The sequence below is a fragment of the Pseudomonas sp. P135 genome (genome assembly GCF_020312125.1).
Taxonomy (GTDB): Bacteria; Pseudomonadota; Gammaproteobacteria; order Pseudomonadales; family Pseudomonadaceae; genus Aquipseudomonas; species Aquipseudomonas fragariae.
Genome location: NZ_JAGPYR010000003.1, coordinates 275076 through 297295 on the forward strand (window position 1 = coordinate 275076; position 22220 = coordinate 297295).

Here is a 22220-nt window from a genome sequence, read left to right on the forward strand (position 1 = left end):
GTTCTACCTCAGTTTCAGCGTGGCAAGGCCAATGAGCACCAGAATCACGGTGATGATCCAGAAACGGACGATCACACGTGGCTCGGGCCAGCCTTTGAGTTCAAAGTGGTGGTGGATCGGCGCCATGCGGAATACGCGGCGGCCGGTAAGTTTGAAAGACGCAACCTGAATGACCACTGAAAGGGTTTCCATCACGAACACGCCGCCCATGATGAACAGGACCATTTCCTGACGAACGATCACCGCCATGGTGCCCAGCGCCGCGCCGAGTGCCAGCGCACCGACGTCGCCCATGAACACCTGCGCCGGATACGTGTTGAACCAGAGGAACCCCAGCCCGGCGCCAATCAGCGCGCCAGAAAACACAATCAGCTCGCCCGCCCCCGGCACGTAGGGAATCAGCAGGTATTCAGCAAATTTAACGTTACCCGACAGGTAGCAGAAAATGCCCAAAGCACCGCCCACCATCACCGTTGGCATGATCGCCAGACCGTCCAGGCCGTCAGTCAGGTTGACTGCGTTGCTGGAGCCGACGATCACGAAATAGGTCAGTACGATGAAACCGATACCCAGCGGGATGCGCACATCCTTGAGCATCGGCACGATCAGCGTGGTTTCGGTTGCCGACGGCGCAGTCGTGTAAAGGAAGATCGCGGCACAGAGGCCGAATACCGACTGCCAGAAATACTTCCAGCGGCTCGGCAGGCCCCGCGAATTCTTTTCGATCACCTTGCGGTAGTCATCGACCCAACCGATCGCGCCGAACAGGAAGGTCACCAGCAACACGACCCACACGTAACGGTTGCTCAGGTCAGCCCACAGCAACGTACTGATACCAATGGACGACAGGATCAGCGCCCCGCCCATGGTCGGCGTGCCGGACTTGGACAGGTGCGACTGCGGACCGTCGTTACGCACCGACTGACCGATCTGACGCATCTGCAGGGTGCGGATCATCCACGGCCCCAGGCACAGCGACAGCGTCAGTGCAGTGAGCACGCCAAGAATCCCGCGCAATGACAGGTACTGAAAGACCGCGAAGCCTTTGTAGAACTGTTGTAAAAACTCGGCCAACAGCAGCAGCATTAATGTTTCTCCAGGCTAGAACCGCACAAGGCAGCCACGACGTGTTCCATCGCAGCGCTACGCGAGCCCTTGATCAGTAAAGTGGTATCGGGGTCCTGCTCGGCGCCCAGCGCCGCAATCAGTTCAGCCTGACTGGCAAAGTGGTAAGCGTGCTCGCCAAAGGCGCTGACGGCGTGAGTCATCAACGGGCCGACGGCATACAGCGCCGACACCTTGCCAGCGGCATAGGCACCGACTTCGCGATGGCCCTGCTCGGCCCAGTCGCCCAGCTCGCCGATATCGCCCAGCACCAGTACGGTACGACCGGTGAAGCCGGTGAGGATGTCGACGGCCGCGTTGATCGAGGCAGGGTTGGCGTTGTAAGTATCATCAATGACGCGCGTGCCATTGCTGGCGATTTGCGCCACGGCACGGCCCTTGACCGGCTGCACGTTGTTCAGCCCGGTAACGATCCCTTCCAGCGGCACACCCATTGCGCAGCCGGCAGCCGCAGCGGCCAGGGCGTTGGACACATTGTGCGTGCCGAGCAGGTTCAGCTGAACCCGGGCGGTGCCGAGCGGGCTGTTGAGGTTGAAAGCCGGGCAGCCCCGAGCATCACGGCTGAGCTCGCTGGCGTACACATCCGCTGCAGAGTCGGTCAGTGCGAAGGTCAGGATATTGCGATTGCCGGCGCGCTTGCGCCAGATCGGAAACGCCTTGTCTTCCAGGTTCAAGACTGCAGTGCCACCCGCGTCGAGACCTTCCAGAATCTCGCCCTTGGCTTCGACAATCCTGTCCGGGCCGCCAAACTCGCCAACATGGGCGGTGCCGGCGTTGGTAATCATGGCGACGTGCGGCTTGGCAAGGCTCACGGTGTAGGCAATCTCGCCAACCCGCGATGCACCCAGTTCGATCACAGCGGACGTGTATTCGGGAGCCAGTTCCAGCAGCGTCAGTGGAACGCCCAATTCGTTGTTCAGGTTGCCTCGGGTCGCCAGCACAGGCCCGCGCGTGCGCAGGATGCTCGCGAGCATCTCCTTGACCGTGGTTTTGCCACTCGACCCGGTGACGGCAGCAACCGGCCGGTCGACGAACGCATTGCGATTCATGGCACCCAGCTGGGCAAGTGCCTTGCGGGTATCCAGCACGACCATTTGCGGCAAGGCGGCGCCCTGCACTTCGCGCTCGACCAGCGCACCGACCGCACCTTTGGCAGCCACTTGGTCGAGGTATTCATGACCGTCGAAACGCGGGCCGGTCAGGGCCACGAACAGTTGCCCAGGCTCGATGCCACGACTGTCGGTGCTCACGCCGGCAAAGCTGCAGTCGCCGCCGACCAGACGGGCGTCGAGTGGTACAACCAGTTCGCGGAAGGTCATTGGCTTAAGCATTCGCAGGCTCCCATACGGCAAGCGCACTGGCGGCTTCTTGCAAATCGGAGAACGGCTGCCGCTGACCGTTGATTTCCTGGTAGTCCTCGTGGCCCTTGCCAGCAAGCACCACCACGTCATCGGCATTGGCGCTGGCAATCAGCTCGGCAATGGCCTGACCGCGACCTTCGATGAAACGCACCTTGTCCGCAGCAACGAAGCCAGGGCGTATATCGTCAAAAATACTGACAGGCGATTCGGAGCGCGGATTGTCATCAGTGACCCATACGCCGTCGGCCAGACGCTCGACCACTCCAGCCATCAACGGACGCTTGCCACGGTCACGATCACCGCCGCAGCCGAACAGGCACAACAAGCGGCCCTTGGCGTGCGGGCGCAGTGCTTCGAGTACTTTTTCCAGCGCGTCCGGAGTGTGCGCGTAATCCACGACCACCAGAGGCTTGTCGGCACCCCCCAGACGCTGCATGCGTCCGACCGGGCCTTCGAGTTTCGGCAGCGCCTTGAGAATTTCGTCCAGCGCGTAATCCAGGCCCAGCAGCGCGCCGACCGCAGCCAGCACATTGCTCAGATTGAAACGACCCAGCAGGCTGCTGCGCAGGAAATGCTCGCCCTGCGGCGTGACCAGCGTGGCACGCACGCCATCGTCATCGAACTTCGCATCGCGGCAATACAGGTAGGCCGAACTGTCCAGCTGGCTGTAGGTGATCAACCGCGACTCTTGTTTGACCGCGGCCAGTTCACGACCGAAGTCGTCATCCAGGTTGATCACCCGGCATTTCAGATCGGACCATGCGAACAGCTTCGCCTTGGCGGCAGCGTAGGCCTCCATGGTGCCGTGATAATCCAGATGGTCACGGGACAGATTAGTCAGCACCGCCACATCAAAGGCCAGCGCCGTAGCGCGTCCCTGATCAAGACCGTGGGACGAGACTTCCATCGCCACTGCGCGCGCACCGGCCTTTCTCAGGTCGGTCAGCGTCGCCTGCACGGCAATCGGGTCGGGCGTGGTGTGGCGACCGCTTTGCAGCGAGCCGTAGAAACCGGTGCCCAAGGTACCGACGATCCCGCAACGTTGGCCGAGGACATCAAGCGCCTGGGCCACCAGTTGGGTCACGCTGGTCTTGCCGTTGGTGCCGGTAACACCGACCAGATTCAGACTGCGGCTCGGATCGCCATAGAAGCGACCGGCGATAGCGGACAACTGCCCGGCGAGCCCCTTGACCGGGATCAGCGGCACGTCGGTGATCGGCAGCACGGTCGACCCTTCGACTTCATAGGCTACGGCAGCTGCGCCACGCTTGAGCGCGTCGGCGATATGCGCGCGGCCATCGACCTTGATGCCCGGCACTGCCAGAAACAGGTCGCCCGGGCGCACATTGCGGCTGTCGAGGGTCAACTCGCGAATCAGCGCATCGCGGTCGGTGTGAGCGAAAATCTTGCTCAGATTAAATGCCATCAACCACGCCCTCCTTTGGCTGCCGGTGCGGCGTTGACTTGTTCGGGTGGCGCAAGGTTGTCCGGCGTCACGTTCATCAGACGCAACGTGCCGGACATGACCTTGCTGAATACCGGGGCCGAAACCAGACCACCGTAGTAACCACCCTTGCTCGGTTCGTCGATGACAACCACGATGGCGTAACGCGGGTTACTCATCGGGCCGAAACCGGCGAACAGCGAGCGATAGGAATTTTCCGCATAGCCCTTGGTGCCAATGGACGTCTTGCGCGCCGTACCACTCTTGCCGCCAACGTGGTAGGACGGCACACGGGCGCGATAGACGCCGCGTGGGTCCTCGATAACCTGCTGCAACATGCCTTGCAGGGTCTTCGCGGTTTTCTCCGGAATGGCCTGGGTCGACTCCGGCTCTTTATCTGTTTTCAGGATGGTCAACGGCACGATGCGGCCATTGTTGGCCAGCGCGCCGTAGGCATGCACCAGCTGCAAGGCCGTGACCGACAGACCGTAGCCATAGGACAGCGTGGCGGTTTCGGCCTTGCGCCATTCGCGGTAGTTGGGCAGGTTGCCGACGCGCTCGCCAGGGAAGCCGAGGCCGGTGTACTGACCGAAACCGACGCGCTGCATGGCACGGAAGATCGCCTCACCGCCCACATCAAACGCAACCTTGCTCATGCCGACGTTACTGGAGTTGATCAGAATGCCGGTCAGATCGAGGATCGGGCCTTCGGTCTTGGTCACGTCACGAATCGTGTACTTGCCGATCTGCAGGGTGCCCGGATAAACCTCGACCTTGTCGGTAGGCTTCCAGCGGCCACTGTCCAGCGCTGCGGTCATGGAGATCGGCTTCATGGTCGAACCGGGTTCGAACACGTCGATGATGGCCCGGTTGCGCATGGCGGCAGGCACCATGGTGCGACGGTTGTTCGGGTTATAGGTGGGCTGGTTGACCATCGCCAGAACCTCACCGGTCTTGACGTCCATGATCACCATGCTGCCGGCCTTGGCCTCGTTCTCGACGATGGCATTGCGCAGTTCACGGGTCGCCAGGTACTGCAGGCGCAGGTCAATAGACAAAGCCAAGGTCTTTCCGGCCTTGGCATTCTTGGTGACCTGAACATCCTTGATCAGTCGACCGCGCCGGTCCTTGATGACCTGACGCTTGCCGGGCACACCGGCGAGCCAGTCGTCATACGCCAGCTCGACGCCTTCCCGGCCATGGTCGTCAAGGTCGGTAAAGCCGACCATGTGTGCAGTGACATCGCCGGCCGGATAAAAGCGGCGGAACTCTTCGATGCCGTAAACGCCGGGCACTTTCAGATCGATGACCGACTGGCCCTGTTCTGGCGTGAGGCCACGGACCAGGTAGATGAATTCCTTGTTTGCCTGCGAGTCCAGACGCTCGGTCAATGCCTTGAGATCCTGGCCCAGCGCTGCGGCCAGCATCGGCCACTTGGACTTGTCCTGCTGCATTTCACGCGGGTTGGCCCACAGCGTCGTCACCGGAGTACTGACCGCCAGCGGCTCGCCGTTACGGTCGGTGATCAGGCCACGGTGCGCCGGAATAGGGATATGCCGAAGGCTGCGTGCATCGCCCTGTTCCTTGAGAAAGGTATGGTCGATGACCTGCAGGTCGACAATGCGCCAGCAAATGGCGAGCACGAGGGACACCAGCAGCCCTACGACTACGCGAAAGCGCCATGGATAAAGAGCGCCATCAAGTTTCATCATGGCGCCACCATCCGCACTTCGGCAGCGCTCGGGATGCGCATCTTCAGCTGTTCGGTGGCCAGAGTTTCGATACGGCTGTGCGCAGTCCAGGTGCTCTGCTCAAGAATCAGCCGGCCCCACTCTGCCTGCGCCTTGTCGCGCACGCTCATTTCCGAATACAGCGAGTTGAGCAGTTGACGATTCCAATGTGCACTATAGGAAACGCCAATCGCCGAAATCAGGACAGCAATGAACAGCAGCAGCATAATGAAACTGCCGCCGGGCAGAGGCTTCAGAAACAGACGGCTCACCTGAGCTTCTCCGCTACACGCATGACAGCACTGCGCGAGCGCGGGTTGGCTTTGGTTTCGGCATCCGAGGCGAATTGAGCCTTGCCGTGAATTTTGATTTTCGGTTCGAACGGTTTGAACTGGATCGGCAGATTGCGCGGCATGTTGTCGGCTTCGCCCTTGGCGAGCTTGCGCATGAACAGCTTGACGATGCGGTCTTCCAGCGAGTGAAAGCTGATGACGACCAGGCGGCCACCCACTTCCAGCGCATCCAGTGCCGCTTCGAGGCCGGCTTCCAGATCGCCCAGTTCGTTGTTTACGTGAATACGCAGGCCCTGAAAGGCACGCGTTGCCGGATTCTTGCCCTTTTCCCAGGCAGGGTTGGCAACCTTGAGCACTTCTGCCAGATCGGCTGTGCGCTCGAAAGGCTGGACTTCGCGACGCGCAACGACCGCATTGGCCATCCGCTTGGCAAACCGCTCTTCGCCGTATTCCTTGAAGACGCGGGCAATTTCTTCAGCCGGTGCAGTTGCGATGAACTCGGCGGCGCTTACGCCACGGGCGGGGTCCATGCGCATATCCAGAGGACCGTCGTTCATGAAGCTGAAACCGCGCTCGGGATCATCCAGCTGCGGGGACGACACACCCAGATCCAGCAGAATGCCACTGACCTTGCCGGCCAAACCGCGTTCCTGAGTTTCGGATCCCAATTCGGCAAAGCTGCGCTGCACAATGACAAAGCGGCCGTCTTCGGCCGCTAGCGCTTGCCCGGTGGCAATCGCTTGAGGGTCCTTGTCGAATCCCAGAAGCCGACCATCGGGGCCCAGCTGGCTGAGTATCAGACGACTATGCCCGCCACGTCCGAACGTGCCGTCCAGATAGCAGCCATCGGCGCGCACCGCGAGAGCCTCCACGGCTTCTTCAAGCAGCACGGTGATGTGGGTAAAGCCGCTATTCATAGTCACAGGATCAAATCACGTAATTCGTCGGGCATCGCGCCAGGTTTTTGAATGGCAGCCAGGTCAGCGTCAGCAAGAGCGTTCCAGGCGTCCTCGTCCCACAGTTGAAACTTGTTGAGCTGGCCCACCAACATCACGCGCTTGTCGAGCTTCGCGTATTCGCGAAGACGTGGCGGCACCAGAAAACGCCCGCTGCCATCGAGTTCCAGATCGACAGCATTACCAATCAGAAGCCTTTGCAGACGACGGTTCTCTTCACGAAACGTCGCCAGATCACGAAGTTTTGCCTCTATCAGCTCCCATTCGGAAAGCGGGTAAAGGCAAAGGCATGGATCAACGGCATCAATGGTCACGATAAGTTGGCCGGCGCTACGCGAATCCAACTCGTCACGGTACCGGCTCGGCATAGCGAGACGGCCCTTGGCATCGAGATTGATCGCATTGGCACCACGGAACACAGGCGCATTCTCCGAATATTAGCTTTTTGCGCTAAAAAAACCCACTTCGTGCCACTTTCTGCCACTTGCGCACACTATAGGAACGCGCCCACCACACCGTCAAGGCACGGTCTTAAGGAAAACCCTTACATTTCGGAGATTTAGGAGAGGTATTGGGGATAAAAGGGTAATTTTGCGAAGGATCCGACGGATAAATCCCACGCAACTCAAATCGTTGCGATTCGAAGTTAATGTAATTTATGAGCTGTAAGATTTTTTTGGTATTACGGAGGGGTTTTGCTGCTTGAAACGAAGGGGAAGAAAAAAGGTGGAGAGTCGATCTGTAAGCCGGGTTCTGTCGAGAACAGTCATTCCTCTACGACGGCCATCACTGGACGTCTTTAGCAACCTACCCGGTTCCAGCGCGGGCCACGCCTAGGAACCCTATTTGGTCTTGCTCCGAGTGGGGTTTACCTTGCCACGAACTGTTACCAGACGTGCGGTGCGCTCTTACCGCACCTTTTCACCCTTACCGGCACCGAAGTGCTTAGGCGGTTATTTTCTGTGGCACTTTCCGTAGGCTCACGCCTCCCAGGCGTTACCTGGCACTCCGCCCTATGGAGCCCGGACTTTCCTCCCCCCCTTGTTGCGGAACAACAAGAGGCAGCGACTGTCCAATCGACTCTCCGCCGACAAGGTTAGCGGCACACGCCATCAAGAACAAGCTTTAATAGCATGCGTGTCCCGGTTGTCCCTTTCAAAAGCAGCGTGTTACTCCTTCTGTTTTTCCAGCGCCACCTGATACAGCAGGTTCTTGCGCACGCCGGTTATTTCGGCAGCCAGCGCTGCGGCGCGCTTGAGCGGCATCTCGGCAAGCAGCAAATCCAGCACCCTGCGGGCCTCATCACCGATGACGTCCTCGTCATCCGGCGGCGTCCAGCCCGCCACCAGCACGACGCACTCGCCACGCTGCTGATTACTGTCGGATTCGACGAACGCCCGCAGCTCACCTAAAGGCAGACCCTTGAGGGTTTCGAAAGTTTTGGTTATTTCACGCGCCAGCAACGCCTGACGGTCAGCACCGAAGACCAGTTCCATATCCTGCAGACACTCCAGGATGCGGTGCGGCGCCTCATAATAGATCAGCGTGCGCGGCTCTTCCCTGACACGCTCAAGCCTGGCCTTGCGACCGGCAGACTTGGCCGGAAGAAAGCCTTCGAAAATGAATCGATCCGACGGCAGCCCGGCCGCAGACAGCGCTGCGATCAAGGCGCACGCGCCCGGCACCGGTACGACCGGCACACCCGCGGCGCGCGCCTGGCGCACCAGGTGGTAACCGGGATCGGAGATCAGTGGCGTGCCCGCATCGGAAATCAGTGCGACGTCATCACCGGCCAGCAGACGCGTGATGAACCGACTACCCTCATCACGTTCATTATGTTCGTGACAGGCCGCCAATGGCGTAGAGATGCCGAAATGCTGCATCAGCCGTGCGGAATGACGCGTGTCTTCAGCCGCAATCAGCGCGACCTCACGCAACACCTTCAGGGCTCGCACGCTCATGTCGTCCAGATTGCCGATAGGAGTCGCCACTACATAAAGCGAACCCGAAGTGGAATTCGAAACAACCGGAACAGTCAAAACGCAAACCTCGCAGGTTAAAACAGGCACTTGGAAAAAATGCATTGTACAGACTGCGGCCCGGCGGAACGGTTCGCGCGTCAGGATGCCGACAAAAAAGGAATGAAAACATGTTCAGACCCGAGCAAGAAGCGCGGCGCACCTCTCGAATTGAACGATTTGGCCGCCAGATGACCTTAACGCGACTGATATCACGGCTTTAAATACCTTCGACATCGCACCCCGGCCAGCGCTTGGGTACAATCCCCCGTTAATTCGCTCGAGTTTCAGGAACATACCAATGATCGCTTGTCTGCGGCTGCTCTCTGCCCTCTGCCTCGCTGCCCTCCTCGCAGCCTGTGCCAGCTCGCCCTCGTCCAGCCTTGGCGAGCTGCCTCGAACCCCTGATGCCAGTATCGAGCAATTGCTCGAGCAGGCCGCCAGCGCCAAAACACCCGAGCAGGCCGCAACGCTGCGCTTGAGTGCTGCCGATCTGGCCAGCCGCCAGAATGACGCGGGGCGCGCCGCGCAAATCCTCGGACAGGTGCAAATCGATCAACTCAAGCCCGGCTTGCAGGTTTTCGCCAGCACACTGTCCGCTGAGCTGGCGATGGGCCGCAATCAACCCAAGGCAGCGCTGACCGCCCTGAATCATCCAAGCATGCAGCGCCTTGGCGAACTGTCGGTCGAGCAGCAGATTCGCACTCACATGGTCAAGGCACTCGCTCTGGAAGCCGATGGTCAGGCTCTGGCAGCCGCCAACGAGCGGGTTTACGCCGGCCCGCTGCTGCAAGGCACAGACGCCAGCGCCAACAATGACGCGATCTGGACACTGGTCTCCGCCCTGCCTGCCGAGCAACTGCAGAGCACAGCCACCGACGATATGGGCGGCTGGCTGAACCTGGCTCGCTCGATCAAGGGCGCAGGCACGCTCGAGCAGCAACAGGCTGCCATCGACAACTGGAAAGCGCAGAATCCGAAACACCCTGCTGCACTGCAATTGCCTACTGCCCTCGCGCAGCTGCGTGCACTGACCAGCGAGCCGATTACCAAAATCGCCCTGCTGCTGCCCCAGGATGGTCAATTGGCCGCGGTCGCCAAGGCGTTGCGCGAAGGCTTCATGGCCGCGCACTTCCAGGCTCAGCAAGCAGGCGAGAATCCGCCGGCCATTCAGGTCTTCGACAGCTCGCGAATCACCTCGATGGACGAGTTTTACCGTCAGGCTCAGGCCGCTGGTGTGCAACTGGTCGTCGGCCCGCTGGAAAAGAACCTCGTCAAACAGCTGAACAGCCGTCAGCAGCTGCCTATCACCACCCTGGCGCTGAACTACAGCGACACCAGCAATGAAGGCCCTGCTCAGCTGTATCAGTTCGGCCTGGCCGCCGAAGACGAAGCCCGCGAGGTCGCACGTCGCGCCTGGGCGGACGGCAAGCGCAGCGCCGTAGCGATGGTTCCGAAAGGCGAATGGGGCGACCGCGTGCTGGATGCCTTCCGCAAGAGCTGGCAGGCCAAGGGCGGCACGCTGATCGCTGCAGAGCACGTTGATCAGCCCGTAGAACTGGCACAGCAGGTCGCCGACCTGTTCCAGCTGCGCAACAGCGAAGGCCGCGCGCAACGCCTGCAAAGCACGGCCGGCACTCAGATCGCCGCTCAGCCAAGCCGTCGCCAGGACATCGACTTCATGTTTCTCGCCGCGACCCCGCAACAAGCGCAGCAGATCAAACCCACCATGGTCTTCCAGTACGCAGGTGACGTTCCGGTCTACGCCACTTCGCACCTGTTCACCAACAGCAACGATCACGCGCAATACATGGACCTGAATGGCGTGCGCTTCTGCGAAACGCCGTGGCTGCTGAACGCCGAAGACCCGCTGCGCCAGCAGGTCACCGCGCAATGGCCGCAGGCCGCAGGCAGCCTGGGTCGCCTGTATGCGATGGGTATCGACGCCTATCGTCTGGCACCGCGCCTCGCCCAGCTCAAGGCAATGCCTGACAGCCGCATTGACGGGCTGTCCGGCAGCCTCAGCCTGAACCCTGGCCGTCGCGTCGAACGCCAACTGCCATGGGCCGAATTCGTCGACGGCAAGGTCCAGCGCCTGCCGGACACGGCTCCTTGATGCAACGCAGCACCCGCCAGCAAGCAGGGCGCGAGGCTGAAGCCTTCGCCCTGCAGTTTTTGCAACGACAGGGGCTGCGCCTGATTGAACAAAACTGGTTATGCAAACGCGGCGAGCTTGATCTAGTCATGCTTGACGGCGATACAGTAGTATTCGTCGAAGTTCGCTACCGGCGCCATTCAGGCTGGGGCGGCGCCATGGAAAGCGTCGATTTTCGCAAGCAGGAGAAACTCGTCACGGCCGCACAGCTTTTTCTGCAGCACGCAACGGCCTGGGCCAATCATCCTTGCCGTTTCGACGTGATCGCCATTGAAGGCGAGCCTGGCAATGCCGCACCGCTGAACTGGATCAAGAGCGCTTTTGACAGCTGAGCTGGCGCAGCGGCCCAGCCTGAGCCAGGAATGCAATACGCTACAGCCCTCACCGATTTCGCTATTTGTTTTGCCGGCTGCACACCTTGTGTGCCGGATAGCTCCCGGGAGAACCCGGCGCATCCGCCTCGCCGCCGTACGCTCTAATTAAGGTCACATTGATGGACATGCAATCCCGAATTCGCCGGCTGTTCCAGGCCAGCATCGAAACCAAGCAACAGGCGATGGAAGTCCTAGCACCCTTTATCGAGCAAGCCAGTCAGGTCATGGTCAATGCCCTGCTCAACGAGGGCAAGATGCTCGCGTGCGGCAACGGCGGATCAGCAGGCGATGCACAGCACTTTTCCTCGGAACTGCTCAACCGCTTCGAACGTGAGCGGCCGAGCCTGCCGGCGATTGCACTGACCACCGACAGCTCGACGATCACCTCGATCGCCAACGATTACAGCTACAACGAAATCTTCTCCAAACAGATCCGCGCGCTGGGGCAGCCAGGCGATGTGTTGCTGGCCATTTCCACCAGCGGCAACTCGGCGAATATTATTCAGGCCATCCAGGCCGCACATGATCGCGAAATGATTGTCGTAGCATTGACGGGACGCGACGGTGGCGGCATGGCCTCGCTGCTATTGCCCGAGGATGTGGAGATCCGCGTACCCGCCAATGTCACGGCACGCATACAAGAAGTCCATCTGCTGGCGATCCATTGCCTTTGCGATTTGATCGACAGCCAACTGTTCGGGAGTGAAGAATGACCCCTAATCGTCTCAGCCTACTGGTTCTGACACTGTGCCTCAGCGTCACCGGATGCAGTTCGGTGATCACGGCCACTCGCGAAAAACCGATCGAAGATGATCGCGGCACGCGCACCTTCGGCAGCAAGATCGATGACTCGCTGATCGAAACCAAGGCAGCCGTCAACATCTCCAAGGCCAGCCCTGACCTCGCAGACGGTTCCCACATCGTTGTGACCAGCTTCAACGGCATCGTGCTGCTGGCTGGCCAGACACCGCGTGCCGACCTCAAGGCCATGGCCGAACAGGCCGCCAGCGCGGTTCAGCGCGTCAAGAAGGTCAACAACGAACTGCAGGTGATGGCACCCTCCTCGCTGCTGGCGCGCAACAACGACGCCTGGCTGACGACCAAGATCAAAAGCCAGATGATCGCTGACGCGTCCATCCCCGGCTCGCGCATCAAGGTAGTGACCGAGAACGGCATCGTGTTCCTGCTGGGCCTGGTGACCCAGGACGAAGCCAATCGCGCCACCAACCTGGTACAGGGCGTCTCCGGTGTGCAGAAGATCGTCAAACTCTTCGAGTACATCGACTGACGGGTGACCGACAGGCATGAAAAAGGCGATCCGAAGATCGCCTTTTTTATTGCCCGTTTTTTACTTCACGACCTTCAGACTCGGCCTGCCACTCGGACGTGGCGGTTCGCTGTCTGGCGGAGGCGTATCGTCTTCGATCTCGATCTCGATTTCCTCGCCCTCTTCCATGGAAGGCTCCAGATCGAAAACCATGCCCTGACCGTTCTCGCGGGCATAAATACCCAGGATGGCAGCGACAGGTACGTAAAGCGTGTGCGGCACGCCGCCGAAGCGGCCTTCGAAACTGACCGCTTCGTTATCCATATGCAGATGACGCACGGCACTGGGCGAAACATTCAGGACAATCTGCCCGTCATTGGCAAACCCTTGCGGGACCTGCACCGACGGGTAATCCGCATTGACCAGCACATGCGGGGTGCAATCGTTATCGACGATCCACTCATAGAGAGCACGAACAAGATAAGGGCGACTGGAGTTCATCAACGGCTCCTTAAGCCTTAGCGCATTTCACGTTCGGCAGCAGACAGACTCGTCTGAAAAGCCTCACGCGCAAATTGGCGCTCCATGTAATCAAGCAACGGCTTGGCAGGCCGCGGCAATTCAATACCCAAAATTGGCAAACGCCAGAGTATGGGGAGTAGACAGCAGTCAACGAGACTTAGCTCGTCGCTCATGAAAAAAGCTTTTTCCGCGAACAACGGGGAAACCCCGGCCAGACTCTCGCGAAGCTCCTTGCGCGCCTGAACACGAGCAGGCTCTTTGCTGCGCGTGTCCAGAATCAGGTCGACAAGGCCGCACCAGTCTCTCTGGATACGATGGATCAGCAAACGACTGTTGGCACGGGCAACCGGATAGACGGGCAGCAGAGGCGGATGTGGATAGCGCTCATCCAGATACTCCATCACCACGGTCGACTCGTACAACGCCAAGTCACGATCGACGAGGGTCGGCACGCTGCCGTACGGATTTACTTCAATCAGTTGCGGCGGATGACGACCTGCCACCACTTCAATGATTTCGGCGCTGACACCCTTCTCGGCGAGCACAATGCGTACGCGATGAGAATAGTGGTCGGCGGGGTCGGAGTAGCAGGCCAACCGGTTGGTCACGCCCATGGCGATCCTCCTCGCTTGTTAAAATTTATCGGACAGACGAACGAACGCGCTTCAAAGGCGCATCCGATAATGAACGCAACAGGACAGGTGTTCGTCGCGGGCCACAAGATAGCTCATTTACGCGATGTAAATTCCGTAATCTTCGTCGACAGGCGGATAAATTTCACAATATCGACGTAAAACAAGCAGCCCAAAAACACCTTAACCGCAAAACACACGCCCATAAAAAAACGCCCAGCCCCGCGAGGGGATGGACGTTCTTTCTTTGAACGAAGAGCGTATTAACGCTTCGAGTACTGCGGACGCTTACGCGCTTTACGCAGACCGACTTTCTTACGTTCAACTTCACGAGCATCGCGAGTCACGAAGCCTGCTTTACGCAGAGCGCCACGCAGTGTCTCGTCGTACTGCATCAGAGCGCGAGTGATACCGTGGCGGATTGCGCCAGCCTGACCACTTACACCGCCACCGATAACAGTGACGTAGATGTCGAACTTTTCAACTGTCTCGGTCAGTTCCAGCGGCTGACGAACTACCATGCGGGCAGTTTCGCGACCGAAGAAATTGTCCAGGGAGCGGTTGTTGATCGAGATGTTACCAGTACCCGGACGCAGGAAAACGCGAGCGGTTGCGGTCTTGCGACGGCCAGTGCCGTAATTTTGAGTCGCCGACATAATGAACTATTCCGTTAAAACTTCAGTTCTTGGGGCTGCTGAGCAGTATGAGGGTGTACAGCGCCCGCATAGACTTTCAGCTTACGATACATGTCGCGACCCAGCGGGTTCTTAGGCAGCATGCCTTTGACCGCGGTCTCGATCACGCGCTCAGGAGCTTTGGCGATCAGCTTTTCGAAGTTGATCGACTTGATCCCGCCCGGAAAACCGGAGTGTGAGTAGTAGATCTTGTCGGTGGTCTTGGCACCAGTAACGCGGATCTGCTCGGCATTGATCACGACGATGTAGTCGCCGGTATCAACGTGCGGAGTGTATTCCGGTTTGTGCTTGCCACGCAGACGGCTCGCGATTTCGGTGGCCAGACGACCCAGGGTCTGACCAGCAGCGTCGACGACGAACCAGTCGCGCTTAACTGTTTCCGGTTTAGCAGTAAAAGTTTTCATTCTTTATAGCCTCAGGGGCCGCCCTGAAAATTAGACGGCGGATCTTACTGAATAGTGCGTACTTTGACAAGTCAAAGGCAGCCGGAAACAGACGCTATCGGGGGCTCGGGTCAGCGCGTCCGTTATACGGCAAGATTCTTCGGCAGACGGCGCATCACTTCCACTGCAAAGAGCTGGCGGATTATACAGACTGTAAAAATAACCTCAACCGGATTTTTTGTTCACATTCTGTTTATTGCCTGCGGGGCGTGGATTGGCGGATATTTACCCCCCTTAGCACAAAGCCATCATGGGTACCCTGCCAAGGAGCCCCACTTAACGAGGCTGGACAGTTTTGGCAAAAAATAAGACGATCCAGCCGTTGCTTGACCATTTACCCATATAAGAATAACGACTATGCCGATCCGACACGCCACTCTTCTGCGCCGCGTAAGCATCCTGACCACGGACAAGATGTTTGCCTCGACCGTCATGCAGGCCAAGGACTTCTTCCATCTGGCGAGCCTGCGCTACAGCAAGCAATTGGGCCACGGCCTCGTACCCGCCTTCGAAACGCGCCTGGTCAGCCCGGACGGGCTTTCGGTCAGCAGCTTCAGCGACGTCACCCTGCCGGTCGACGGCGCGCTATGCCAGAGCGACATCATCGTCATCCCGGCCTTTTGGGACGATTTTGAAACCCTCTGCCAGCGTTACCCACAGATCCTGCCGTGGTTGCGCGAGCAGCACGCCAACGGTGCCGTACTCTGCGCCGAAGCCACCGGTGTCTACTGGCTTGCCGAAGCCGGCTTGCTGGACGGCAAGGAAGCGACGACCTACTGGCGCTTTTTCAGCGCATTCGCCGAGCGCTATCCCAAGGTCCTGCTCAATCAGGAAAAGCACCTGACCGACGCCGACAACGTGTATTGCGCGGGCGGCACGACCTCAGCCTGCGATCTGTACATTTATCTGATCGAGCGCTTCTGCGGCGCCAATGTCGCCCAGGCCGTCGCCCGCGACATCCTCTATGAAGTGCGGCGCACGTACTCGCCGGGGCGAATCGGTTTTGGCGGTCAGAAGCTTCATCAGGACGTGGTCATTCTGCAGATTCAGCACTGGCTGGAAGAGCACTTTGCCGACAAGTTCCGTTTTGAAGACGTGGCCCGCGAGCACGGCATGAGCATTCGCAATTTCATGCGCCGCTTTCAGACCGCCACAGGCGACAAGCCGCTGCATTACCTGCAACGGCTGCGGATCGAAACAGCAAAGGGATTGCTCTCGGGGACGCGCAAGAGCATCAAGACCATCAGCTACGAAGTAGGCTACGACGACGCCAGCTTCTTTGCCCGACTGTTCCGCCAGCACACCGAGCTGTCACCCAATCAGTACCGGCAACAGTTCGAGAGTCAGAGGGAGAAGCTATAAGCTGCAAGCTGCAAGCTGCAAGAGCCTGGGCTTTTAGCTTGCGGCTTGCAGCTTGAAACTTGCCGCTGCGACTAGGCCCTGTGCGCCCGCGAGAGGAACTCGTGGGACTGCATTTCCAGCAGACGGCTCAAGGTGCGCTGGAACTCGAACATCAAGCGGCCACCGGTGTACAGGTCCTTCAATTCAACCTCGGCCGAGATGATCAGCTTGACGTTGCGATCGTAGAACTCGTCGACCATGTTGATAAAGCGTCGGGCGATGTCGTCAGTGGCAACGTCCATCTGCTCGACACCGCTGATCAGCACGGCATGGAAGATCTTGCCCAGCTCGATGTAGTCGTTCTGACTGCGCGGGCCGTCGCACAACTCACGGAAGTCGAACCATGCCACATCGTCACAGGTGCGCAGCGCACGGATCTCGCGGTTTTCGATCATCAACACATCGTTTTCGATGGTTTCTGCGCAATCCGGCGTCAGTGCCTTGAAGCTTTTACGCAGACTTTCCTGTGCAACTTCGTTGAGCGGGAAGTGGAACAGTTCGGCCTGCTCCAGATGCCGCAGACGGTAATCGACGCCACTGTCGACGTTGACGATGTCGGTGTTCTGCTTGATCAGCGCGATGGCCGGCAGGAAGCGCGCCCGCTGCAGGCCGTCCTTGTACAGACCGTCCGGAACGATGTTGGAAGTCGCCACCAGCGTCACGCCGTTCTTGAACAGCTCTTCCATCAGCGTGCCGAGGATCATGGCATCAGTGATATCGGAGACGAAAAATTCGTCGAAACAGATGACCCGCGCCTCGTCGGAAAAACGCCTGGCGATGATCGTCAGCGGGTTTTTCTCGCCCTTGAGGGTCTTCATCTCTTCGTGCACGCGCTTCATGAAGCGGTGGAAGTGCGTACGGACCTTGTCCTGGAACGGCAGCGCGTCGAAGAACGTATCGACCAGATACGTCTTGCCGCGACCTACGCCACCCCAGAAGTACAGCCCCTTGACCAGCGTCTGCTCTTTCTTGCCGAACAGTTTGCCGAACAGGCCGGGCTTGCTGTCGTGAGCGGCGATCAGATCGTCGTACAGGCGCTGCAAATGACGCACAGCGTTTTCCTGAGCGGCATCGTGAAAGAAGTCCGGGCGTTTCAGATCAGCTTGATATCGTTCTAGGGGCGTCATAATTCGTTAGCAAGGCAACAAAAACGGGTCGTCACTGTAGCGACGACCCCGGGGATTGGCAATCAGTCCTGTTGGGGAGCGAGCGCCAGCTTGAGCGTTTCGATGGCACTGTCGCGCGTGGCAGCGTCGGCGAATACCGGACTGTCCGCCACACAGGCGCCGTTCAGCCACAGCGTGAAGCGATCGTCTTCGCTGCGCAGGTCCAGTTCACCGCCCTGCTGCAACTGCTTGCTGACCACGCCAGCCGCCTTGCCATCGGCAAAATTGCGCGACAACAGCAACTGCTCGCCATCGGCTGCCAGCAGACGGAAACGGAAGCTGCCGTCGTCTTCACGGAAGCTGACGAAACGGGCGCCTTTAGTGGCCTTCTTCTTGCCGGTGTCGGCGTTCTGCACCACGGTACGGAACGACCGCAGGCCCACCGCCTCGCGCAACTCCTCGAGGAAAGGGGTGGCGACACGTCGGGCTTTCTGTGCGCCAGCGAGCAGGATGTCTTCGAGGTCGGCAGGACGCTCGATCAGCCCCAGATACTTTTCACGGGGCTCGCTCAGCTGCGCATCCAGCAACGTGAACAGACGATTCTTGGCTTCACCCCAACCCAGGCCCTGCAACAGGTCGGAACGGAATTCAGCGCACTGCTCGGCGGTCGAGAAGGCCTGATACAGGGTAAACAGGTGCGAGGTGTCCGGGTCTTTCGCTTCGCCCGGCGCACGCGAGTCAGTGACGATGCGCGATATCGCGCCTTTCATGTCCTTGGCAGCGCTGAACAACGGGATGGTGTTGTCGTAGCTCTTGGACATCTTGCGACCGTCCAGACCGGGCAGCGTCGCCACGCTCTCTTCGATCAGCGCCTCGGGCATGACGAAGAATTCCTTGCCATTGCCGAACAGGTGATTGAAACGCTGGCCGATGTCGCGGGCCATTTCAATGTGCTGAATCTGATCGCGGCCTACCGGAACCTGATGCGCATTGAACATCAGGATGTCGGCAGCCATCAGCACCGGGTAGCTGTACAGCCCCATGGTGATGCCTGCATCCGGGTCTTCACCACCTTCCACGTTCTTGTCTACCGACGCCTTGTAGGCGTGGGCGCGATTGAGCAGGCCCTTGGCCGCGACGCAGGTGAGCAACCAGGTCAGTTCCGGGATTTCAGGAATGTCCGACTGGCGATAGAAGGTCACACGATCAACGTCCAGCCCCGCCGCCAGCCAGGTCGCGGCGATTTCCAGACGCGAGCGCTGAATGCGCAGCGGGTCATCGCATTTGATCAGCGCGTGGTAGTCGGCCAGAAAGTAGAACGAGTCGAAATCGCTCTGACGGCTGGCGACAATGGCCGGGCGAATGGCGCCCGCGTAGTTGCCCAGATGGGGAGTGCCGGTGGTCGTGATACCGGTCAGGATACGAGTGGTCATGGCAGGTCGCTTATCAATAGGATGCAATACGGGCTGCAATCAGCTGGAAAGTCGCGGCAGGAGCAGATCTTTCAGATCAGTCAGCTTGCCGTGAAAAAAGTGTCCGCATTCTGCCACTTTCAGCAGCTCATGGGGACGTTGCAACGCGGCGGACCATGCATAGACCGTCTCGGGATCGATCACTTCGTCGTTCTCCGGCTGAATGATCGTCAGCGGGCAGGCCTTGGGCAGTACGCTCTGATCCTCGAGGCGCGACGCCGCAGCCGCAATCAGAAACAGATGGGTGAGCGTTTCACCCTGCGCTTCCAGCCTGCCACCCAGATTGGCAGCGACGTAGCCGCCAAAGGAAAATCCGAACAGGGTCATCGGCAGATCTGGATGTTGCGCCCGCAGCCATTGGGCGGCAGCCTGGGCATCATCGATCTCGCCCGGCCCGGCAACCGAGGTACCGGCACTGGCACCGACGCCGCGATAATTGAAGCGCAACGTGATCAAACCCTGATCGCGTGCGGTCCGCTGCAATGTCGAGACGACTTTATTGAGCATCGTTCCGCCCTGTATCGGGTTAGGATGGCAGATCAGTGCAACACCTCGGGCGTCGGGGACGTCCTGGTACAGCGCTTCGAGCTGGCCTTCAGGGCCATCGATAAATAATGGGGTTTCACGCATGAGCAAAACAGAACTCCGTGACCTCGAAATGGGTCGACTCGTCTAGCTGATTGTCTGCGGCTTGCATATCAACGATACGTCGCGGGTATACAGCGCAGGTTCGAGCCGTTAACGTAAAGCAAAGCCGTTTATAGAGGAAGGACTCGTGGAACACTCGCTCTTAGTCTGGTTGTTGCCGACGCTCGCCCTGGTGGCCGGTGTCGTCATTGGTTTTCTGGTGGCACGCCTGCTGCCCAACACCGTTCCGAACAGCACCCAGCGCCAGCTGGATGACATTCAGGAGCGTTTCGACGCCTATCAGAACGAGGTAGTCACGCACTTCAACAGCACGGCCAATCTGGTCCAAAAGCTTTCACAGAGCTATCAGGATGTTCAGGAACACCTTGCCGAGGGCGCCAACCGCCTGGCTCTCGACGAGCTGACCCGCCAACGCCTGCTGGCCGCCCTGCACCCTGAGGCCAGTCATGCGCACCGCGATCATCGCGACCGCCTGACCCCGCCACGCGACACTGAAACACCCAAGGATTACGCCCCCAAGTCGCCCAACACCCCGGGCATGCTCGATGAGCATTACGGCTTGAAGAAGTAAGCTTTCGCAGCCACACAAAAAGCCCGCCGCAGAGAGCATCTGCGGCGGGCTTTTCTGTGGATTGAAACTGCAATCCCTTGCCCCGCTAGAGGCTATGAATCAGATCGCGCCGCGGCTGCGCAGCAGCTCCAGCACCTGCCTGACGCTTTCTTCGACGTTGAGTGTCTGCGTGTCGATCACCAGATCGGCATTCAGCGGCACGTCATACGGGAAGGACTCGCCAGGAATGTTGTCGCCATCGGCGGCATACAGGCCCTGTGGATCACGCTCGCGGCAGACCGCTGGCGATGCCTGCACATAGACGGTAAGCAGACGATCCTTGCCGATCAGCGCCTTGGCGCGCTCACGCCCTTCTGCATCCGGTGCAACGAATGCCGCCAGGGTCAGCAGGCCGGCTTCGTTGAACTGACGCGCCACATGAGCGGCACGGCTCCAGTTCTCGGTACGACCGGCACGGTCCTGTGGCAAGCCCTTGTTCAGGTCATGACGCAGGTTCTGACCGTCCAGCACATAGACCGCACGGCCCATGTCGAACAGCTTGCGCTCGACGGCATAGGCCAGGGTGCTCTTGCCCGCACCGGACAGGCCGCTGAACAACACGGTGGCCGGTTGCTGGCCGAAGCGCTGCGCGCGCTCCTCAGTGGAGACGTGAGCCCGTTCGCCATGGTGCTGCGAGCCACCACCTGAAACCGGCTTGGCGATGATCATGCCTGCAGCAACGGTGCCATTGGTCAAACGATCGATGACGATGAACGAACCCGTGGTGCGGTTGCTGCTGTAGCCGTCCAGCGCGATAGGCGCATCAAGGCTGACCTTGACCCGGCCGATCTCGTTCAGCTGCAACGAGCTGGCAGGGCCTTCCTGCAGCGTGTTCACATCGACCCGGTGGGTGATGCTGGCGATGGAGCCCGGCACATAGCTGGTGGCGCGCTTGATGTCGTACTTCTTGCCCGGCAGCATCGGCTCTTCGGCCATCCACACCAGCATGGCATCGAACGCATCGCTGACCTGCGGAACGTTGTCGGCATGCACCAGCAGGTCACCACGGGAAATGTCGATCTCGTCTTCCATGGTCAGCGTCACCGCCTGACCCGGCCCCGCCTGCTCCAGCTCGCCCTCAAAGGTGACGATGGACTTCACACGGCTGCTTTTGCCCGACGGCAGCACGACGATCTCGTCGCCCTTGTGCACGATGCCGCTGGCCAGCGTACCGGCGAAACCGCGGAAGTTGAGGTTCGGACGGTTGACGTACTGCACCGGGAAACGCAGGTCCGCATAGTTGCGGTCGCTGGCGATTTCGACAGTTTCGAGAATTTCCATCAGCGACTGGCCGGTGTACCACGGCGAACGCTCGCTCTTGTTCACTACGTTGTCGCCCTTGAGCGCCGACATCGGCACAAAAGCCATGGTGGTCGGCTTGAACGCGATGCCCTCGGCAAACTTCAGGTAATCGGCCTTGATCGACTCGAAAACGCTTTCATCGAAGCCGTTGAGGTCCATCTTGTTGATGGCGACGACGATATGCTTGATGCCCAGCAGCGAGGCGATATAGCTGTGACGACGGGTCTGGGTCTGCACGCCATAGCGGGCGTCCACCAGAATGATCGCCAGGTCACAGGTCGACGCACCGGTAGCCATGTTGCGGGTGTACTGCTCGTGGCCCGGGGTGTCGGCGATGATGAACTTGCGCTTGGCGGTGGAGAAATAGCGATAAGCGACATCGATGGTGATGCCCTGCTCCCGCTCGGCCTGCAGGCCATCCACCAGCAACGCCAGATCGACATCATCGCCGGTGGTGCCGGACTTCTTCGAGTCACGGGTGATGGCTTCCAGATGGTCTTCGTAGATCATCTTGGAGTCGTGCAGCAGACGCCCGATCAGCGTGCTCTTGCCGTCATCGACGTTGCCACAGGTAAGAAAGCGCAGCATTTCCTTGCGTTCGTGCTGGCCCAGGTAGGCGAGGATGTCCTCGCTGATCAAATCAGATTGATGCGACATGTGACACCC

General features: G+C 59.5%; 22 protein-coding genes and 1 other RNA gene. 6 read left to right on the forward strand and 17 right to left on the reverse strand.

Translation table 11 applies throughout. From position 1 onward, the window contains the following. Window positions 1-3: 3 nt before the first annotated feature. From mraY to rsmI, 9 genes are all read right to left on the reverse strand, one after another. A complete protein-coding gene (gene mraY, locus KBY08_RS06020; protein ID WP_003313553.1) occupies window positions 4-1086 on the reverse strand; it encodes a phospho-N-acetylmuramoyl-pentapeptide-transferase in 1083 nt (360 codons plus the stop codon). After that, window positions 1086-2456, reverse strand: a complete 1371-nt coding sequence (locus tag KBY08_RS06025) for a UDP-N-acetylmuramoyl-tripeptide--D-alanyl-D-alanine ligase (protein WP_111522101.1) — start codon at window positions 2454-2456, stop codon at window positions 1086-1088. The genes mraY and KBY08_RS06025 overlap by 1 nt, the downstream gene beginning before the upstream one ends. Then, the gene (locus KBY08_RS06030; RefSeq protein WP_024638353.1) at window positions 2449-3912 is read right to left on the reverse strand and encodes a UDP-N-acetylmuramoyl-L-alanyl-D-glutamate--2,6-diaminopimelate ligase; all 1464 of its coding nucleotides are present in this window, start codon (window positions 3910-3912) and stop codon (window positions 2449-2451) included. The genes KBY08_RS06025 and KBY08_RS06030 overlap by 8 nt, the downstream gene beginning before the upstream one ends. Then, window positions 3912-5639 carry a peptidoglycan D,D-transpeptidase FtsI family protein gene (locus KBY08_RS06035; RefSeq protein ID WP_010427469.1) on the reverse strand — a complete coding sequence of 576 codons (1728 nt, stop codon included), beginning with the start codon at window positions 5637-5639 and terminating at the stop codon, window positions 3912-3914. The genes KBY08_RS06030 and KBY08_RS06035 overlap by 1 nt, the downstream gene beginning before the upstream one ends. Continuing rightward, window positions 5639-5932 (reverse strand): cell division protein FtsL, encoded by a 294-nt coding sequence (ftsL, locus tag KBY08_RS06040; RefSeq protein ID WP_003340690.1) that lies wholly within the window; start codon window positions 5930-5932, stop codon window positions 5639-5641. The genes KBY08_RS06035 and ftsL overlap by 1 nt, the downstream gene beginning before the upstream one ends. Then, window positions 5929-6870 (reverse strand): 16S rRNA (cytosine(1402)-N(4))-methyltransferase RsmH, encoded by a 942-nt coding sequence (gene rsmH, locus KBY08_RS06045; RefSeq protein WP_003406031.1) that lies wholly within the window; start codon window positions 6868-6870, stop codon window positions 5929-5931. The genes ftsL and rsmH overlap by 4 nt, the downstream gene beginning before the upstream one ends. A 2-nt stretch (window positions 6871-6872) precedes the next feature. Further along, the gene (gene mraZ / locus KBY08_RS06050; protein WP_003406034.1) at window positions 6873-7328 is read right to left on the reverse strand and encodes a division/cell wall cluster transcriptional repressor MraZ; all 456 of its coding nucleotides are present in this window, start codon (window positions 7326-7328) and stop codon (window positions 6873-6875) included. 307 nt (window positions 7329-7635) lie between these two features. Continuing rightward, an RNA gene (gene rnpB, locus KBY08_RS06055) (RNase P RNA component class A) lies at window positions 7636-7993 on the reverse strand. An 85-nt stretch (window positions 7994-8078) separates the two neighbouring features. Continuing rightward, window positions 8079-8948: a 16S rRNA (cytidine(1402)-2'-O)-methyltransferase gene (rsmI, locus tag KBY08_RS06060; protein WP_024641908.1), complete on the reverse strand. Its 870-nt coding sequence runs from the start codon at window positions 8946-8948 to the stop codon at window positions 8079-8081. A 280-nt stretch (window positions 8949-9228) separates the two neighbouring features. On the opposite strand from rsmI, the gene KBY08_RS06065 reads away from it, so the two are divergent. The 4 genes from KBY08_RS06065 (at window position 9229) to KBY08_RS06080 (ending at window position 12744) form a co-directional block, all read left to right on the forward strand. After that, entirely contained in the window at window positions 9229-11043 is a 1815-nt protein-coding gene (locus KBY08_RS06065; RefSeq protein WP_111522102.1) for a penicillin-binding protein activator, read from the forward strand. Continuing rightward, window positions 11040-11414, forward strand: coding sequence for a YraN family protein (locus tag KBY08_RS06070; protein WP_024638357.1), 375 nt, complete (start codon window positions 11040-11042; stop codon window positions 11412-11414). The genes KBY08_RS06065 and KBY08_RS06070 overlap by 4 nt, the downstream gene beginning before the upstream one ends. A gap of 161 nt (window positions 11415-11575) precedes the next feature. Beyond that, the gene (locus tag KBY08_RS06075) at window positions 11576-12169 is read left to right on the forward strand and encodes a phosphoheptose isomerase (protein ID WP_003418801.1); all 594 of its coding nucleotides are present in this window, start codon (window positions 11576-11578) and stop codon (window positions 12167-12169) included. After that, entirely contained in the window at window positions 12166-12744 is a 579-nt protein-coding gene (locus KBY08_RS06080; protein ID WP_003406039.1) for a BON domain-containing protein, read from the forward strand. The genes KBY08_RS06075 and KBY08_RS06080 overlap by 4 nt, the downstream gene beginning before the upstream one ends. A gap of 60 nt (window positions 12745-12804) precedes the next feature. Here the strand turns inward: KBY08_RS06080 and KBY08_RS06085 are convergent, their stop codons facing one another. From KBY08_RS06085 to rplM, 4 genes are all read right to left on the reverse strand, one after another. Continuing rightward, window positions 12805-13224 carry a ClpXP protease specificity-enhancing factor gene (locus KBY08_RS06085; RefSeq protein WP_003313571.1) on the reverse strand — a complete coding sequence of 140 codons (420 nt, stop codon included), beginning with the start codon at window positions 13222-13224 and terminating at the stop codon, window positions 12805-12807. Window positions 13225-13241: 17 nt separating this feature from the next. Beyond that, entirely contained in the window at window positions 13242-13859 is a 618-nt protein-coding gene (locus KBY08_RS06090) for a glutathione S-transferase N-terminal domain-containing protein (RefSeq protein ID WP_003406040.1), read from the reverse strand. 281 nt (window positions 13860-14140) lie between these two features. Beyond that, window positions 14141-14533, reverse strand: coding sequence for a 30S ribosomal protein S9 (rpsI, locus tag KBY08_RS06095; protein ID WP_002555064.1), 393 nt, complete (start codon window positions 14531-14533; stop codon window positions 14141-14143). A 14-nt stretch (window positions 14534-14547) separates the two neighbouring features. Next, window positions 14548-14976: a 50S ribosomal protein L13 gene (gene rplM, locus KBY08_RS06100; protein WP_002555065.1), complete on the reverse strand. Its 429-nt coding sequence runs from the start codon at window positions 14974-14976 to the stop codon at window positions 14548-14550. A gap of 495 nt (window positions 14977-15471) precedes the next feature. Between rplM and KBY08_RS06105 the strand changes: the two genes are divergently transcribed. Next, on the forward strand, window positions 15472-16377 hold the full coding sequence (locus KBY08_RS06105; RefSeq protein WP_161632426.1) for a GlxA family transcriptional regulator: 906 nt from the start codon (window positions 15472-15474) through the stop codon (window positions 16375-16377). 71 nt (window positions 16378-16448) lie between these two features. Here the strand turns inward: KBY08_RS06105 and zapE are convergent, their stop codons facing one another. The 3 genes from zapE to KBY08_RS06120 all read right to left on the reverse strand — a co-directional run bounded on the left by zapE (window position 16449) and on the right by KBY08_RS06120 (window position 19624). Then, on the reverse strand, window positions 16449-17543 hold the full coding sequence (gene zapE / locus KBY08_RS06110) for a cell division protein ZapE (RefSeq protein WP_003406046.1): 1095 nt from the start codon (window positions 17541-17543) through the stop codon (window positions 16449-16451). Window positions 17544-17605: 62 nt separating this feature from the next. Next, a complete protein-coding gene (locus tag KBY08_RS06115; protein WP_111522103.1) occupies window positions 17606-18955 on the reverse strand; it encodes a tryptophan--tRNA ligase in 1350 nt (449 codons plus the stop codon). A gap of 39 nt (window positions 18956-18994) precedes the next feature. Beyond that, window positions 18995-19624, reverse strand: a complete 630-nt coding sequence (locus KBY08_RS06120) for an alpha/beta hydrolase (RefSeq protein WP_024651836.1) — start codon at window positions 19622-19624, stop codon at window positions 18995-18997. 145 nt (window positions 19625-19769) lie between these two features. On the opposite strand from KBY08_RS06120, the gene KBY08_RS06125 reads away from it, so the two are divergent. Continuing rightward, window positions 19770-20213 carry a YhcB family protein gene (locus KBY08_RS06125; protein WP_003406053.1) on the forward strand — a complete coding sequence of 148 codons (444 nt, stop codon included), beginning with the start codon at window positions 19770-19772 and terminating at the stop codon, window positions 20211-20213. Window positions 20214-20312: 99 nt separating this feature from the next. On the opposite strand, the gene cysN is transcribed toward KBY08_RS06125, so the two are convergent. Then, window positions 20313-22211, reverse strand: coding sequence for a sulfate adenylyltransferase subunit CysN (cysN, locus tag KBY08_RS06130; protein ID WP_011268855.1), 1899 nt, complete (start codon window positions 22209-22211; stop codon window positions 20313-20315). Between the last annotated feature and the right edge of the window lie 9 nt (window positions 22212-22220).

Bases quoted from the DNA above. Each gene is read 5' to 3' on its own strand.
- KBY08_RS06090 (WP_003406040.1), bottom strand. From the start codon at position 13,859: ATGGGCGTGACCAACCGGTTGGCCTGCTACTCCGACCCCGCCGACCAC.
- KBY08_RS06025 (WP_111522101.1), bottom strand. From the start codon at position 2,456: ATGCTTAAGCCAATGACCTTCCGCGAACTGGTTGTACCACTCGACGCC.
- KBY08_RS06115 (WP_111522103.1), bottom strand. From the start codon at position 18,955: ATGACCACTCGTATCCTGACCGGTATCACGACCACCGGCACTCCCCAT.
- KBY08_RS06035 (WP_010427469.1), bottom strand. From the start codon at position 5,639: ATGAAACTTGATGGCGCTCTTTATCCATGGCGCTTTCGCGTAGTCGTA.
- KBY08_RS06075 (WP_003418801.1), top strand. From the start codon at position 11,576: ATGGACATGCAATCCCGAATTCGCCGGCTGTTCCAGGCCAGCATCGAA.
- KBY08_RS06030 (WP_024638353.1), bottom strand. From the start codon at position 3,912: ATGGCATTTAATCTGAGCAAGATTTTCGCTCACACCGACCGCGATGCG.
- KBY08_RS06120 (WP_024651836.1), bottom strand. From the start codon at position 19,624: ATGCGTGAAACCCCATTATTTATCGATGGCCCTGAAGGCCAGCTCGAA.
- KBY08_RS06085 (WP_003313571.1), bottom strand. From the start codon at position 13,224: ATGAACTCCAGTCGCCCTTATCTTGTTCGTGCTCTCTATGAGTGGATC.
- rplM (WP_002555065.1), bottom strand. From the start codon at position 14,976: ATGAAAACTTTTACTGCTAAACCGGAAACAGTTAAGCGCGACTGGTTC.
- cysN (WP_011268855.1), bottom strand. From the start codon at position 22,211: ATGTCGCATCAATCTGATTTGATCAGCGAGGACATCCTCGCCTACCTG.
- zapE (WP_003406046.1), bottom strand. From the start codon at position 17,543: ATGACGCCCCTAGAACGATATCAAGCTGATCTGAAACGCCCGGACTTC.
- KBY08_RS06065 (WP_111522102.1), top strand. From the start codon at position 9,229: ATGATCGCTTGTCTGCGGCTGCTCTCTGCCCTCTGCCTCGCTGCCCTC.
- rpsI (WP_002555064.1), bottom strand. From the start codon at position 14,533: ATGTCGGCGACTCAAAATTACGGCACTGGCCGTCGCAAGACCGCAACC.
- mraY (WP_003313553.1), bottom strand. From the start codon at position 1,086: ATGCTGCTGCTGTTGGCCGAGTTTTTACAACAGTTCTACAAAGGCTTC.
- KBY08_RS06080 (WP_003406039.1), top strand. From the start codon at position 12,166: ATGACCCCTAATCGTCTCAGCCTACTGGTTCTGACACTGTGCCTCAGC.
- rsmH (WP_003406031.1), bottom strand. From the start codon at position 6,870: ATGAATAGCGGCTTTACCCACATCACCGTGCTGCTTGAAGAAGCCGTG.